This is a genomic window from Paenibacillus pini JCM 16418 (genome assembly GCF_000576305.1).
Taxonomy (GTDB): Bacteria; Bacillota; Bacilli; order Paenibacillales; family Paenibacillaceae; genus Paenibacillus_AQ; species Paenibacillus_AQ pini.
In genome coordinates, this window is the sequence record NZ_BAVZ01000004.1 from 194,704 (window position 1) to 208,242 (window position 13,539).

At 41.1% G+C, this 13,539-nt stretch carries 13 protein-coding genes and 1 pseudogene; 7 read left to right on the top strand and 7 right to left on the bottom strand.

Annotated elements, in window-relative coordinates:
- Positions 1-56: 56 nt before the first annotated feature.
- Positions 57-1,583: an MDR family MFS transporter gene (locus JCM16418_RS08035; RefSeq protein ID WP_036647475.1), complete on the bottom strand. Its 1,527-nt coding sequence runs from the start codon at positions 1,581-1,583 to the stop codon at positions 57-59.
- Positions 1,584-1,701: 118 nt separating this feature from the next.
- Between JCM16418_RS08035 and JCM16418_RS08040 the strand changes: the two genes are divergently transcribed.
- Entirely contained in the window at positions 1,702-2,196 is a 495-nt protein-coding gene (locus tag JCM16418_RS08040) for a MarR family winged helix-turn-helix transcriptional regulator (RefSeq protein WP_036647477.1), read from the top strand.
- Between the two features lie 73 nt (positions 2,197-2,269).
- On the opposite strand, the gene JCM16418_RS08045 is transcribed toward JCM16418_RS08040, so the two are convergent.
- Together JCM16418_RS08045 and JCM16418_RS08050 are read right to left on the bottom strand one after the other, a co-directional pair.
- Positions 2,270-2,869: a nitroreductase family protein gene (locus JCM16418_RS08045; RefSeq protein ID WP_036647481.1), complete on the bottom strand. Its 600-nt coding sequence runs from the start codon at positions 2,867-2,869 to the stop codon at positions 2,270-2,272.
- A 192-nt stretch (positions 2,870-3,061) separates the two neighbouring features.
- Positions 3,062-4,078, bottom strand: coding sequence for a UDP-N-acetylmuramate dehydrogenase (locus tag JCM16418_RS08050; protein WP_036647483.1), 1,017 nt, complete (start codon positions 4,076-4,078; stop codon positions 3,062-3,064).
- Positions 4,079-4,261: 183 nt separating this feature from the next.
- Between JCM16418_RS08050 and JCM16418_RS08055 the strand changes: the two genes are divergently transcribed.
- The 4 genes from JCM16418_RS08055 to JCM16418_RS08070 are packed head-to-tail and all read left to right on the top strand — an operon-like array spanning position 4,262 to position 8,014.
- Positions 4,262-5,350 carry a GerAB/ArcD/ProY family transporter gene (locus JCM16418_RS08055; RefSeq protein WP_036647484.1) on the top strand — a complete coding sequence of 363 codons (1,089 nt, stop codon included), beginning with the start codon at positions 4,262-4,264 and terminating at the stop codon, positions 5,348-5,350.
- Entirely contained in the window at positions 5,347-6,867 is a 1,521-nt protein-coding gene (locus tag JCM16418_RS08060; protein ID WP_052020127.1) for a spore germination protein, read from the top strand. The genes JCM16418_RS08055 and JCM16418_RS08060 overlap by 4 nt, the downstream gene beginning before the upstream one ends.
- On the top strand, positions 6,864-7,274 hold the full coding sequence (locus JCM16418_RS08065; RefSeq protein WP_036647487.1) for a Ger(x)C family spore germination protein: 411 nt from the start codon (positions 6,864-6,866) through the stop codon (positions 7,272-7,274). Before JCM16418_RS08060 ends, JCM16418_RS08065 begins: the two co-directional genes overlap by 4 nt.
- The gene (locus tag JCM16418_RS08070; protein WP_081765357.1) at positions 7,217-8,014 is read left to right on the top strand and encodes a Ger(x)C family spore germination C-terminal domain-containing protein; all 798 of its coding nucleotides are present in this window, start codon (positions 7,217-7,219) and stop codon (positions 8,012-8,014) included. Before JCM16418_RS08065 ends, JCM16418_RS08070 begins: the two co-directional genes overlap by 58 nt.
- 35 nt (positions 8,015-8,049) lie before the next feature.
- On the opposite strand, the gene JCM16418_RS08075 is transcribed toward JCM16418_RS08070, so the two are convergent.
- Positions 8,050-8,421, bottom strand: a complete 372-nt coding sequence (locus JCM16418_RS08075) for a steroid Delta-isomerase (RefSeq protein ID WP_036647492.1) — start codon at positions 8,419-8,421, stop codon at positions 8,050-8,052.
- Positions 8,422-8,615: 194 nt separating this feature from the next.
- Between JCM16418_RS08075 and JCM16418_RS08080 the strand changes: the two genes are divergently transcribed.
- Together JCM16418_RS08080 and JCM16418_RS08085 are read left to right on the top strand one after the other, a co-directional pair.
- Positions 8,616-9,311: a futalosine hydrolase gene (locus JCM16418_RS08080; RefSeq protein WP_052020128.1), complete on the top strand. Its 696-nt coding sequence runs from the start codon at positions 8,616-8,618 to the stop codon at positions 9,309-9,311.
- Positions 9,308-10,160, top strand: a pseudogene (locus JCM16418_RS08085) (1,4-dihydroxy-6-naphtoate synthase). Before JCM16418_RS08080 ends, JCM16418_RS08085 begins: the two are co-directional and overlap by 4 nt.
- 109 nt (positions 10,161-10,269) lie before the next feature.
- Here JCM16418_RS08085 and JCM16418_RS08090 read toward each other — a convergent pair.
- From JCM16418_RS08090 to JCM16418_RS08100, 3 genes are all read right to left on the bottom strand, one after another.
- Positions 10,270-11,673, bottom strand: coding sequence for an NAD-dependent malic enzyme (locus tag JCM16418_RS08090; protein WP_036647494.1), 1,404 nt, complete (start codon positions 11,671-11,673; stop codon positions 10,270-10,272).
- 268 nt (positions 11,674-11,941) lie between these two features.
- A complete protein-coding gene (locus tag JCM16418_RS08095; RefSeq protein WP_036647808.1) occupies positions 11,942-12,448 on the bottom strand; it encodes an LURP-one-related/scramblase family protein in 507 nt (168 codons plus the stop codon).
- Between the two features lie 75 nt (positions 12,449-12,523).
- Positions 12,524-13,405, bottom strand: a complete 882-nt coding sequence (locus tag JCM16418_RS08100; protein ID WP_036647496.1) for a GNAT family N-acetyltransferase — start codon at positions 13,403-13,405, stop codon at positions 12,524-12,526.
- Positions 13,406-13,539 lie beyond the last annotated feature (134 nt).

Consider the following 13,539-nt stretch of genomic DNA (forward strand, 5'->3'; position numbering starts at 1 on the left):
CCACATACTAAAAAACCGCTGGCATCCGCCAGCAGTTTATACAATTAGCAAGTTTCCTAGGACTGACGCTCAGCCACAGGTTTCTTCTCAATTTTAATTCTAGCATTTCCCATTAAAAATACGACAACTACTGCAATCACAATCGGTATACAGGCAATTGCAAAGACATGAGCAATCGAACCTGACATCGCTGCTACGATTTTATCCAGAATGTTGGGTGGAATCTTCGAGCGCACATCGGCCTGAAAGATTTGTTTAGGATCTCCTAAATTAGACATCGGGTTATCGCCACCACTCATGCCTTTGAAATTCTCAGCTAGTTTACTCGTAAATGTATTGTTCTGAATGGTGCCGAAAATTGTTATGCCCATCGTCATACCAAGCGAACGTAGAAACTGATTCGTCGAGTTAGCAGTACCACGGAAACGTGGCTCCAAGTTATGTGTTGATGCGGTTGGCAGAAGTGAGAATGAGAAGCCCATTCCGAATCCAACCACCACCATAAATACGGTTAAGAATATTCGAGCCGTATCCGGTGTTAACGTACTTAGCATATACATGCCCACTAGGTATGAAAACACAGAAAGTATCATCAAGTTGCGATAACTTGTTTTGGTTGAGAAAATACCTCCGATCGAACTACCCACAACTGAACCTAACATCATTGGTGTTAGAATTAAGCCTGCATTTGTAGCTGAACCACCATATACCGCCTGCACGTAGATTGGAATATACACCGTCATAATGATAAACGTCGCACCGTATAGAAAAGCCAAAATTTGCGACGTTGCAAATAATCTTCGTCTAAATAGAAAGAACGGAAGAATAGGTTCCTTTGCTTTCAATTCAACAAAGAAGAAGACGATGAAGAAGACAGCAAAGCTTACGAAGAGCGATATAATCGGTACAGAGGACCATGCATATGTTTTGCCACCGAGCTCAAGTGCAAACATTAAACTAATGACTGCAATGACAAGTGTAGCTGCACCCCACCAGTCTATCTTTTGCTTCGCATGAGACGGGGACTCCTTGTAATACTTCATAATAAATGTAAATGCTACAATTCCGATTGGAACGTTAATGTAAAATACCCACTCCCAGCCAGCATATTCAGTAATATAAGCTCCGAGTAGTGGACCCACTACACTCGCAGCTCCGAATACAGCGCCTAGCAGCCCCGTCATTTTACCTCGCTTCTCCATCGGAAAGATATCGAAAATGATGGTAAACGCGATCGGCATCAATGCACCCCCGCCAATACCTTGAATAGCACGATATAAGCTAAGCTGTTCGATCGTCTGTGCAAAACCACATAAAGCTGAACCTAACAAAAACACGGTAAGCCCAAAAATAAAAAAGCGTTTCCTACCATACATATCAGACAATTTACCAAAGATCGGCATACCCGCCATGGTTGTAACCATGTAAGCCGAGGTAACCCAGACAAATTTGTCTAACCCACCAAGCTCAGATACGATCGTTCCCATCGCCGTCGCTACAATCGTATTGTCTATTGCCGACATAAAAATGGCGAGCAGAAGACCCGCTACCACCATTTTAATATTACTTCTGGATGATTCCATGTGTTAACTCCTTTACAAGTTTGTCTATAATCAGCTAAAATACTGGAAAGTTAATTGTCTCATTCTCCAAATATCTCGACCGTCAAGGTAATGAAATTTTAACTGGGGGGTTACCTTATTGTCAAGCCAAAACCACGTTCATTCTATAGAGACCATGGAACAGATGTATTCAGGAATACGCTCGCTCTCCACCCGAATTATCCTGTATCAGCAGAACATTGCTAACGCCTTAGGGGTTTATAACAATGATTTGAAAACGGTGGATATTCTAAGGGAAACAGGACCTATTACGGCTGGTGAATTATCTAGATATACGGGACTCGCAACAGGAACCATTACATCTCTTATCGATCGTTTGGAGCTATCAGGGTATGTCAAGCGTCAGCATGATCCTTCAGATCGCAGACGTGTTATCATTGTTCCCACTTACGAACAAAAATCAGAAGTACAGGAAATTTATAAACCGATACAAAAGGCTATGGATAACTTATGTACTGCTTATTCTGAGGAAGAGCTCAAGATCATTCATCATTTTATAAATAGTATGTCTGGTATGCTAGAAAAGCAAATTCAACCCATAATGGTCCATGATCAAAACACCTCACCTCTTTAAAATTATATGAAAAACCTCCAAAGCCACAATGAATGTGATTTTGGAGGTTTTTTAATGTATAAAGGTATTTCTATTATTTAAATACTTTTACGCGATCTTCAAGCGGTTGGAACTCTTTTTCGCCTGGTTCAAAAGTAGGTTTACCGAAAGGCATTTGTGCAACAAGTGACCAGCTTTCAGGTAGATTCCACTCACTAGCTACTCTTTGGTCAATTATTGGGTTGTAATGCTGCAAGCTTGCGCCAAATCCTTCAAGCTCAAGAGCAGTCCATACCACTAGTTGATGCATACCTGAAGAGTGTGCAGAGAATCCTGGGAAGTTGTCTTTATAGATTGGGAATTGAGCTTGAAGACCTTCAATAACTGCAGCATCTTCAAAGAACAATACGGTACCGTAACCGCTGCGGAATGATTCCATTTTCTCAGCAGTTGGAGCAAAATGCTCAGCAGGAACTACTTCACGAAGAACATCTTCGGTTAAGTTCCAGAATTTATCATGTTGCTCTCCCAACAAAACGACAAGACGTGCACTTTGTGAGTTAAAAGCTGATGGTGTATGTTTCACCGCTTCATTTACGATTTCTTGAATACGCTCATCAGAAATCACCTGTTCTTTGCTAATTCCGTAGTATGAACGTCTATTCTTAATTGCTTCCATAAAATTATTAGACATTTGTATAGTTGCCTCCTTTAATTTATCTACTTACTTTTTTAGTATAACTCCTGTTGCCCAACTTTTCAACACTTTAATCAAAATTAATTTTATATAAGTTTACCTGTTAACTTGGTTTATAAAAGTTAGTACCTTCTTTGTAACAAAAAAACCAGCCGTTAACCAACGACTGGTTTTTCATTACACCTAAGTTTAATCCACAACGACCACTTCAGGTTCTGGAACAAATCCGAAGTTTTTATCAACAGCTTCCATAATGACATTCATTAAATATTTAACATCTTCAGCCGTTGCATGATCATGATTTAATATCATATTCCCGTGAAAAGGCGAAATCATTGCCCCTCCATGAGCAATATTTTTCATATCCAAACGATCAACAAGCGCTCCTACTGCCGTTCCATAATCATAATTATTTTTGAAAACAGATCCACATGAAGGATATTCAAAGTGTCGTTTGCCGCTTCGATAGTTATCGATTTCCGTCATGGAGCTAGGAATAATAATTCCTTTTGAATGAAGCGCAGCAGCTTCGATATTCATGAACTCATAAAAGGATGGTAATGAAGAAGCTCTTTCCCATTTCTTCCAGCGATTCAATAAATCATCAGCACCTTCTACGGGTTCTACTGGCTTCATGACCATATCAGCGCCCACAATGATCCAAGGGTTCTGCTGAAAAATAGACTGTTTGTACCCGTACAGGCACTCAGCCGTTGGAATGGAACGAATATTCAATGTTGGGTCCGACAAATCGATATAATATACCGTCTCAATGATGTCGTTGATTTGATGAGGACCGTATTTTGCATTCATATAGATACCTGCACCCAGACCACCTGGGAGCAAATACGTAAATTCTAGTCCTGGTAAGTTATACGTTAGCCCAGCGACAGATAGCATCGACATCGGAGTACCCGAGGCAATGAACCATTTGTCAGGTTTCATCTCCCAATGAACATAATTTTTGAGCGAGATATATAATCTATCCTTCTTCGGTTTATCCGGAAAAAGCAGGTTAGATCCCATTCCAAAGAAAAAATAGTCCAGCCCATGAGTCTTACATCCTTGCAGAAGTATGAGCAATTCTTCAGGCGTTTCTGGCATGGCTACAAAATTCGCATTTCCACCAATTTCATAAGAAGAATGATTCGCAAGCGGTTCATTCCGCAAGCAGAGTTTTTCAAAAGTTGTTGAGTTATTTGTCATTTTTATGTTCTCTCTTTCGAATCCAATGTAATACAGACTTATCTATTCTAATATATCCCGAAGCAGGATGCCATGTTCCATTTTGCGAGCCGTATTTAAAGTTTCCTATTGTTAAAAGTATCCATCAGCTCAACCTCGTCAATAATGACTGTAGCAGCTTAACTATAAATAGAGGTGTTCACAATGAAATCAGGCAAACCACACTTATCTCAAGGATTCATGATCATTTTGTTGTCCATTGGTATTATGAATCATGTTTTCATTATTCCAGTGCTTCTTCAAACCGCTAAAAGAGATGCATGGATTTCTGTATTGATCTCCATTATACCTTTAATGATCGTAACGACGATGATTTATTATATTTCAAGACAGATGAAGGAGCAGTCTCTTGAAGATTGGATTAAAAATAATTTTGGTAACGCCTCGATTCTAATATTCAGAATACTCATGACTTTTTTCTTTACAGCGATCTGTCTGTTTACTCTTTTTGATACAACCAATTGGGCTCGGGTGACGTTCTTAGCAGCTACTCCGACTTTAATGACAAGCTTATTTCTCCTCGGACTGTGTCTATTTGCGGTCATTTCTGGATTCAAACCCATTGCGGTCGTTTCAGGTATTCTTCTTCCTTTCGTCGTTTTATTGGGTTTCTTTATCATGACTGTAAATGTTCAATATAAAGACTATAGTCAGCTATTACCGATTCTGGAGAACGGGTGGGGCAAGGTATGGAAAGGTGTTATTTACTCTTGTGCTGGTTCTTTTGAAATCTTAGCTTACTTGTTTATGCAATCTAAGCTAGCTAAACCAGCCAAAGCTTGGCAGCTATATATGTTAGCTTTCTTTTTAATCGGATTAACGTTGGGTCCCTTAATTGGTGCCATTACTATTTTTGATCCCATGGAAGCAGAACGTCAGCGCTACCCTGCTTATGAGGAATGGAGAATCGCTACTTTAGGTCGATACATTTCTCAAACTGATTTCTTCTCGATATATCAGTGGCTATCTGGATCATTTATACGAATTTCTCTTGCTTTGTATTTAATGGTCGATCAGTGGAATATTAAGAGTAAGCAACGTAAAAACCTCACTTTTTTTGCGATATCGTTAGGTTTTCTCTTCACCAATCTGCTTCCAGCCAACGACATGATATTTCTTAATTTTCTTAAGAAATGGTATTTCCCAGCATCTTTCGTGTTTATGACAGCTTTCGTTGTAATCTTGTTCTTACTCGCTTTTATTGCATCTAGAAAGAAGGTTCAGAAAGAATGAATACCAGCCCACAAATCGAATCGGTCGATACTCAAAAAGCCAATCAAATGGATTTGGGAGATATCAACTCTAATTTTCTAAGAAATTATTATCAGAAATGTAATGATGTTGTTCTGCATCCTATTGAAGTGGGGCCTAAAGAGCATAAGCAAACCATTCTGCTCATCTATTGTGATGGTATGACCGATTCTGCTCAAATTAACCAATTTGTTCTCCCAAAATTAAACAAAATGTATGGTGAAACTGGGTTTACTGATACTGAGAGTATTGAGTCTGCTCAAGCTATGCCTATAAATAAAATGGAATCGGAATCACATCAAATTTTTACAGAGCTTAATACACAAGTTTTTGTAGGAAATTTAATAATGTTCTTTGAAGACTTACATGTTTTTTATACGATAAATGTTAGTAATATTCCCAACCGTTCCCCTGAAGAATCCACAACGGAATCTTCTATTAAAGGTCCGCATGATGGGTTTACTGAGTCTATTAGTACCAACATAGCTTTGGTCCGTAAACGGTTACGCACACAATCCTTATGTGTTGAAACATTTGTTCTGTCCGAGCGGGGACATAATCAAGTCGCACTTTTATATGTCCAGGATATTATTAATCCTGAAATTGTAGCTGAAATTCATAAACGTCTGAGCAATTATGATGGTGATGCCATCATTGGAACCTCTCAAATCGAGAATGTTATTCAAGGAAATTTAAGAAGCATCTTCCCACTCACGGATTATATCGGGCGTCCTGATTTTGTGGCCGAATGTGTTCTCAGTGGACGTTTCGCCGTACTGGTAGATGGTTCACCTATGGCTATTATCGCTCCTATATCCATGTCATCACTTCTTAAATCACCTGAAGATACAAATATGCCCTTTCATATTGTCTCCATACAACGTATGATCCGTATGGTTGGTCTTATGATTGCTCTCTTTCTGCCGGGCTTTTATGTTGCGTTAACCTGTTACAATATTGAACAAGTTCCCATTCCTTTACTAGCGACTATTATGAATGCACGTACGGGATTACCACTTTCAGTTCCTTTAGAGGGATTCTTAATGCTATTCCTGTTCGAATTATTTCATGAGGCAGGCGCACGCTTGCCCAAGACTGTTGGACAAACCGTTACTGTTGTAGGAGGTTTAATTATCGGAGATGCCGCCATACGAGCTGGCATAACCTCGCCAACGATGATTGTTATGGTATCGCTGACCACAATTTCAACCTTTGCGCTTGTAAATCAAGTGCTAAGTGGGACTACTTCTATCGTTAGACTCTATGTTCTAATGATGTCTTCATTACTGGGGATGTTTGGATTTTTTATCGCATTATTCTCAATTGTGCTTCATCTCTCAAGATTAGAATCTTTTGGAGTGCCTTATTTTTCTCCCATCTCCCGTTCAACCGCCAAGATTTTTGGGAAGGACTATTTCGGAGGCCTGTTCAATATATTCGATACCGTCCAAATGTTCTGCGAACCCAAGATCCAACACGTAAGGAGGAATAGTACATGAAGCATTTCATAGTTTTCTTACTATGTTCCTGTTTATTGACGGGTTGCTGGGATATGAAGGCAGTTCAAGATATGAACATTATTACAGCACTCGGCGTAGATTACGTGAAAGATAAATTTGTTGTTTATGGTCAACTTACTGATTTCAGTGCGGTATCCTCTTCCGATACCGGTGGAGGTAAGAAGAATGATTCAACAAGTTGGGTGGGTCATGGGACTGGAGATAATATGATTATGGCCTTTAATGATATGTATCGTACGGCTCAGCATAATACAATGTGGACTCATGTCAAAGCCATTGTGTTAACTGATTCGGCACTGGAGCATCTGGTAGAGATTGTTGATGCCTCATGCGGGCTAGAGAACTACGTTACACTCCATGGGTGTATGGTACGAAGCAGTCTCTAGAAGAAATATTTTCAGCAAGTACAACACTTAATCAGTCTCCACTTGTCATGCAATTATTCGAGCCTATTGAAGTTTTTAAACAGAATTCAGGTGTTGAACCTATTCATTTACAAAAGTTAATCAACAGTGTTCGTGAACCGGCTACCGTTACGTTACTTCCAGACCTGAATGTCAATAATAAGCATTGGACAGTAACAACGGATGGACATCCCAACCTAATGGAATTCGTTGGTGTCTATGTTATTAAGCAAGGAAAAAATCAAGGTAAGATTAAAGAAAGTGAGCTCACTGGAGCTCGCATGATTAAGTTTTCACGTATGGATAAATACCCTATTCAACTTAATGATGTGGGTCAGAGACCCTTAGTACTATATCTGAGCCAACCTCATTCGGCAATAACCCTTAGACAACAAGGAGAACAGTTGAAATTTAACATCGAACTTATAACTCAAGCTAATATTGTTGACACATCTTGGGATAATCCAATAAGTGAACAGACCATAATTGGCAAAACAAGTGAGACATTAAAAAAGGAAATCGCGAAAAATTTTGAAGATGCGAAAGCGAAAGGAATCGACTTATTCGGACTTGAAGAATATGTATACCGACATCATTATGCTCTGTGGAAACAAAAAAAAAGCAGCGGCAAACCACTGCTTGAGCAAAGTGAACTTGATCATATTAAAATAAAAGTTAACCTAAACCACTCTAATACTTATAAATTGCATTTTGATAGTTAACTTCGTAGGACTAGTGTAACTTAGTTATAAATGTATTATTCCATATCAGAGGGTCCCCAATAAGCCTTCATACTCGCAATTTGACCCAATTCATTAAACGTCATAACCTCAATAACGTGGATGAGCAAATGCTTCTCCTCTGTCTTTGTCTCAATAGATAAGCACATCGCACCCGAATCACCGTGAGATCCCCGAATGGGTCCGTCTAACTTGATTCGGGTATTGCCATTCATCACTTGTCTATAAAATGCTTCAATAGCTGCTTTACCAGAGAGTGGTGTTTTTCCTACGGGATCCTCTACTGTGGCATTCTCCGCGAACATAGAAAGCAACTGTTCCGCATTGTCCATGTTAAATCGATCGATATATTGTTGCATCGCTGCTTTAATAACCTGTTCTTGTGGCATGTCATCGTCCTCCTTAGCTTCCGTTATCCATTCTAGTTTTTCAAGAGTTCTCTACCCTCTTTCTTTAAACTTTAAGAACTTTAGCTAAACTCCCCTCTTATGCAACTCTTTACACGTCGCCATGATCAGGATATGGTTATATAGATTATTAATGCGCATTTTACTATAGTCTAAACGTATGAGAGGACATCCTTATGAACATCAAATTAGCGGATGAAACCATCCACAAACTTGAAACAAAACATACCCGGGTTCTAATCATGACTGCTGTGGAGGCTGAACAAGCAGCCGTACTTCGCGGACTACGCGGTTCGGATCGGTTTGATGTACTGCTTGCTGGCGTCGGCCCAGCGTCGGCTGCGGCTCATACCTCAGCTGCGTTATCTCAGTCTGAATATAGCCTTGTGATTAGTGCCGGAATCGCCGGCGGTTTCTCAGAAGTGGCTCCAATCGGTTCCGTTGTTATCGCAGAACGGATCATTGCTGCCGATCTTGGCGCAGAAACACCTGATGGATTCAGCAGTGTGGACGAGCTTGGATTTGGCTCGTCCAACATTGAAACTGATAATAAACTTGCACTGATGCTTACTTCAGCGATGGCGGCGACAGAATTAACGGTATGTTGCCGGCCCATTCTGTCCGTCTCTACCGCGACAGGCTCAGCTGAACGCGCTACCATACTGCAAGCTCGAGTATCTGGTGCAGGCGCTGAAGCTATGGAAGGCTACGGCGTAGCAGAAGCAGCACGTATTCATGGACTTCCCGTTCTTGAAATTCGCACCATCTCTAACGCAGTCGGTCCTCGTGACCGATCCGCTTGGCGTATTGGCGATGCTTTAGCATCCCTTGAACTCGCTAGCACAATCCTATTGGAGGTATTAGAATCATGAATATTGCTTTTTCCCCGTGTCCTAATGACACATTCGTCTTTCATGCTTGGGTGCATGGACTAATTCCAGGGGCTCCTCAACTGAATGTAACTTATGCTGATATTGATATCACCAATAATTTGGCTGCTAATCCAAGTTCACATGAACTCGATATTTTAAAAATCTCATATGCAGCACTACCATGGGTACTTGATGAGTATGCTTTACTTCCTTGTGGCGGAGCCTTGGTAGAGGCTGTGGCCCATTAGTCCTTACTGCAAATCAAGGCAATGGCACACAAGATCCATCTATTCTCAGTGGACAGCGGGTTGCCGTGCCTAGTGAACGCTCGACAGCTTATATGCTATTCAGACTATGGGCTGCACAAAATGTCCCAGCAGGCATCGGAGAAATTGTTGTGATGCCCTTTGATCAAATTATGCCCGCCGTTCGCGACGGCTCAATAGATGCAGGGCTAGTCATTCATGAAGCGCGTTTCACGTATCCTTCATATGGTCTATCACTCTGACGGATCTTGGAAATTGGTGGGAGCATGACACAGGCCTGCCGATTCCGCTTGGGGCTATCATTGCTAAGCGTACCCTCGATTTACAACAAATCGTAGACTGCACTCGCAAATCTGTCGAATATGCTTGGGCTCATCCGGCCGCATCCCAAGAATATGTTCTTCAACATGCACAAGAATTAGATCCCAAAGTAGCAGATCAACATATCAATCTATATGTTAATGAATTTACAGCTAGTCTCGGCGAAGATGGATATGCCGCGATCACCTCACTCTTAAATCGTGCCGCAGAGGAAGGTATCGTTCCAGCGATTCCTGCTGAAGCACTGAAATGGTCTAAATGACAATAAATTGAGTATGTAAATGTAAGCAAGAAGGCTGCACCTCCGATCTTTCAGATCGGAGGTGCAGCCTTTTTACCTATGCATATGAATTACCTATTGAAGATTCCGATTATCTGAACTCAGGTGGTATTCTACGAGCAACACCAGTCAAAATGGCCGTCTGAATAACAGCTTTGCGAACTTCATCCACGACTTTGTCATTGAATATACTCGGAATAATATAAAGTTCATTCAGTTCTGCACTCGTTACCACAGAAGCAATAGCACGGGCTGCCGCTAGTTTCATAGGCTCATTAATGGAACGAGCTCTGCAATCTAGTGCGCCTCGGAACAATCCTGGAAATACAAGTACATTGTTAATCTGGTTCGGATAATCGCTACGTCCAGTCGCATATACACGAGAATGTGGAATAGCTTCTTCTGGCGTGATCTCCGGTTGAGGATTGGCCATTGCGAATACAATCGGATCAGCAGCCATTGTCTGTATATCCACACCTTTCAAGATGTTTCCACGGGATACACCGATAAATACATCTGCTCCATGGAGAACGTCAGTCAAGCAGCCAGCATGCTCCTCCACTTGAGGTTGATCCGCAAGCCATTGCCACATTGGCTGATCATATGTTCCTCCTCGTACAATCGCCCCTTCACGATCGACTGGAACAAGACGCTGAACACCAGCACTAAGTAGCATTTTACAAATGGATACACCCGCTGCACCGATACCGTTAACGACAACACGGATATCCTCGATACGCTTATCCACAACCTTAAGTGCATTCAGTATTCCTGCTATGACAACAACCGCCGTTCCGTGCTGATCATCATGGAAGACTGGCATATCCAGTTCCTGTGCCAGACGTGTTTCAATCTCAAAACAACGTGGAGAGCTGATATCCTCTAAATTAATTCCACCAAAGATTGGACTAATAGCTTTGATCGTACGGATAATTTCCTCGGTATCTTGAGTATCCAAGCAAATCGGAAAAGCATCTACATTCGCTAGCTGCTTAAACAGCATAGCCTTTCCTTCCATTACCGGTGCCGCTGCGTAAGCCCCAATATCACCAAGACCTAATACAGCCGTTCCATCGGTAATAACAGCTACCGTGTTCCGTTTAATTGTAAGTGAATAGGCTTTCTCTGGATTCTCATGTATAGCCATGCAGACCTTAGCCACACCCGGCGTATACACACGGGATAAATCGTCACGATTCTTAATCGGTAAGGTTGGCTGAATGGTTATTTTGCCTCCTAGATGAACAAGGAAAGTTCGATCCGAAACGTTAACTACTTTAATACCATCTAATTTTTTCAGTGCATCTACAAGTGTGTTTTCTAAGGAATCCGCAACTTCTACCGTGATGTCTCGAATAGAGAAGTCCTTTCCTGGTCGGATTACGTCGATAGAAGTAATATCCCCACCAGACTTACTGATTGCAGCTGCAACATCTCCAAAAGTTAATTTTTCATGATTAAGTTCAACCCGTATAATAATACTTGTATTAGCCAAGATGAATTCCCCCATATCCTTCGTATTCTGAACTCGGATAGTTTTGTTAGTTCATGACATAATCCCCATATGTATACGATTACAATTTCATCAAATCGCACACTGCAACTCTTCAAAGCGTCCGCGCTGGGAAGACAACCATGATCCGCACATATCATAACAGGAGGCTGGGAACAACACAAGTATCTATAGTACAGTATTTACCGGGATCTCTTCCTACTAAAGGATGAATTTAATATTCCGCTTCATTATTTATGCCTTTAACGTCTTATAACGAAGCAGGTGAACCCCCATTTTGATGATGTTTACGTATCGCATGAACTCCCATGACTACAGCAATCAGCTCATAGCTATCCAACAAAGTTGAATGATTTTGTAAACGAAAGGCACCTGACTGCAACCAGCTACTCGTTTGATCGAACAAAGCTACCCTTTGTCCACCCTGATCATACACGGTATATTCTTTGGAAAAAGCAGGGGATGTAATATCATATACACCACGTTCACCCGCGTCGTATTCATACTTTTTGGCTAAAAAGCTTATTCGCTCGCGCAGTACACCGATCGCGTTCCCGCTCCCGTTTGACACCTCCCATTTTCTTGAGAAAAAACGGAACTTTCCACTGCAGATCAATTCACCAATCCCATTATACACATCGAGAGAAGAACCGAACGCACTCTTCAAATCTAAACTTCCTGCTGCTTGCTCCTGCCGATCCATAATCTGTGTATACCCGGCGCTGAAAAAGTTATCCTTAAAAAATAATTCTGTCATCACTCGAACATCCATCCCCTCGCAAAGAAATCGATTGATATCGACTGTTATGCACTAGATGCTGAATCATTTCAATTATAAATCACATCTCATATGAACCAAATTGGAGCTTGGAACAAAGCCCATCTGCTCTAAACTTCGGATAAGTATCGGTTGAGAATGCATCATATGAACCGTTTTGCGTATCAGGACTTGATCGGGAGAGCCATAAACTTCTGATAATAAATATCGAATGATATCCTCTTCATCTTCGTTTCCTGCGATTGCCATACACTGTTTTAGCGTCGTCATGTAATGCACACCTTGCTCATTAAAGCTACGCTTGTAGAGTGCATATCCCACAGCACGCCCTTTCTCATCCCACGCGATATAAGATTCTCCATCTTTTATACTGGCCCAATGTGACCGCCACGGAACCTGGACATCTTTAAATTCAACGCACTGTAAATCATGAGATATCCCATGCGTGAGATGGTACTTCTTGCTAACCTGCTTCGAGAAAGAGAGTACTTGTGACTGTTGCTGCTCGTAATATGTAAGTCTATCAATGATGCTATAACCCAATTTTTCATACAATGCAATGGCTGGATCATTCTCCAGCACGGCCTCCAGCAAAGCTGTAACAGCTCCTTGCTCCTTATAAATATGCTGCGAGGCACCTATTAATTGTCGACCAATTCCCTTGTTACGATATTCAGGAATAATACCTGTGCCACCGTTCCAACCCGTGAGTCGTCCGTTCATCATGCGCACACCATTCATTACAAAACCTACAGGTCTACCATTTATACATGCCGCAATCGATAATTCTAGAGATAACTGTAGATCAGCTGCACGTTGTATAAATGTATCCTCGTTCATATCCATATTGAAGAAATAACCTGTAAATCCTTCGTTCCACAATCGAGTCAGTTCAGGAATCGTGAATGTGCTAAATTTCCGAATTACAATCTCCATTTGTATCCTCCAGTCAATGAACAGCTTTATTACCTATATACATTTTATACTATAATTGAATCTATTCCATCGATAATCTGGTGAGGTGAAATAATGTTCTCTTCAGTCAGGACAGCTTGTATCATTGATATAAA

What these genes read in the sequence shown, in the direction of transcription:
- JCM16418_RS08035 (WP_036647475.1), bottom strand. Translation starts at nt 1,583, where the DNA reads ATGGAATCATCCAGAAGTAATATTAAAATGGTGGTAGCGGGTCTTCTG.
- JCM16418_RS08045 (WP_036647481.1), bottom strand. Translation starts at nt 2,869, where the DNA reads ATGTCTAATAATTTTATGGAAGCAATTAAGAATAGACGTTCATACTAC.
- JCM16418_RS08050 (WP_036647483.1), bottom strand. Translation starts at nt 4,078, where the DNA reads ATGACAAATAACTCAACAACTTTTGAAAAACTCTGCTTGCGGAATGAA.
- JCM16418_RS08055 (WP_036647484.1), top strand. Translation starts at nt 4,262, where the DNA reads ATGAAATCAGGCAAACCACACTTATCTCAAGGATTCATGATCATTTTG.
- JCM16418_RS08060 (WP_052020127.1), top strand. Translation starts at nt 5,347, where the DNA reads ATGAATACCAGCCCACAAATCGAATCGGTCGATACTCAAAAAGCCAAT.
- JCM16418_RS08065 (WP_036647487.1), top strand. Translation starts at nt 6,864, where the DNA reads ATGAAGCATTTCATAGTTTTCTTACTATGTTCCTGTTTATTGACGGGT.
- JCM16418_RS08070 (WP_081765357.1), top strand. Translation starts at nt 7,217, where the DNA reads ATGCGGGCTAGAGAACTACGTTACACTCCATGGGTGTATGGTACGAAG.
- JCM16418_RS08075 (WP_036647492.1), bottom strand. Translation starts at nt 8,421, where the DNA reads ATGCCACAAGAACAGGTTATTAAAGCAGCGATGCAACAATATATCGAT.
- JCM16418_RS08080 (WP_052020128.1), top strand. Translation starts at nt 8,616, where the DNA reads ATGAACATCAAATTAGCGGATGAAACCATCCACAAACTTGAAACAAAA.
- JCM16418_RS08095 (WP_036647808.1), bottom strand. Translation starts at nt 12,448, where the DNA reads ATGACAGAATTATTTTTTAAGGATAACTTTTTCAGCGCCGGGTATACA.
- JCM16418_RS08100 (WP_036647496.1), bottom strand. Translation starts at nt 13,405, where the DNA reads ATGGAGATTGTAATTCGGAAATTTAGCACATTCACGATTCCTGAACTG.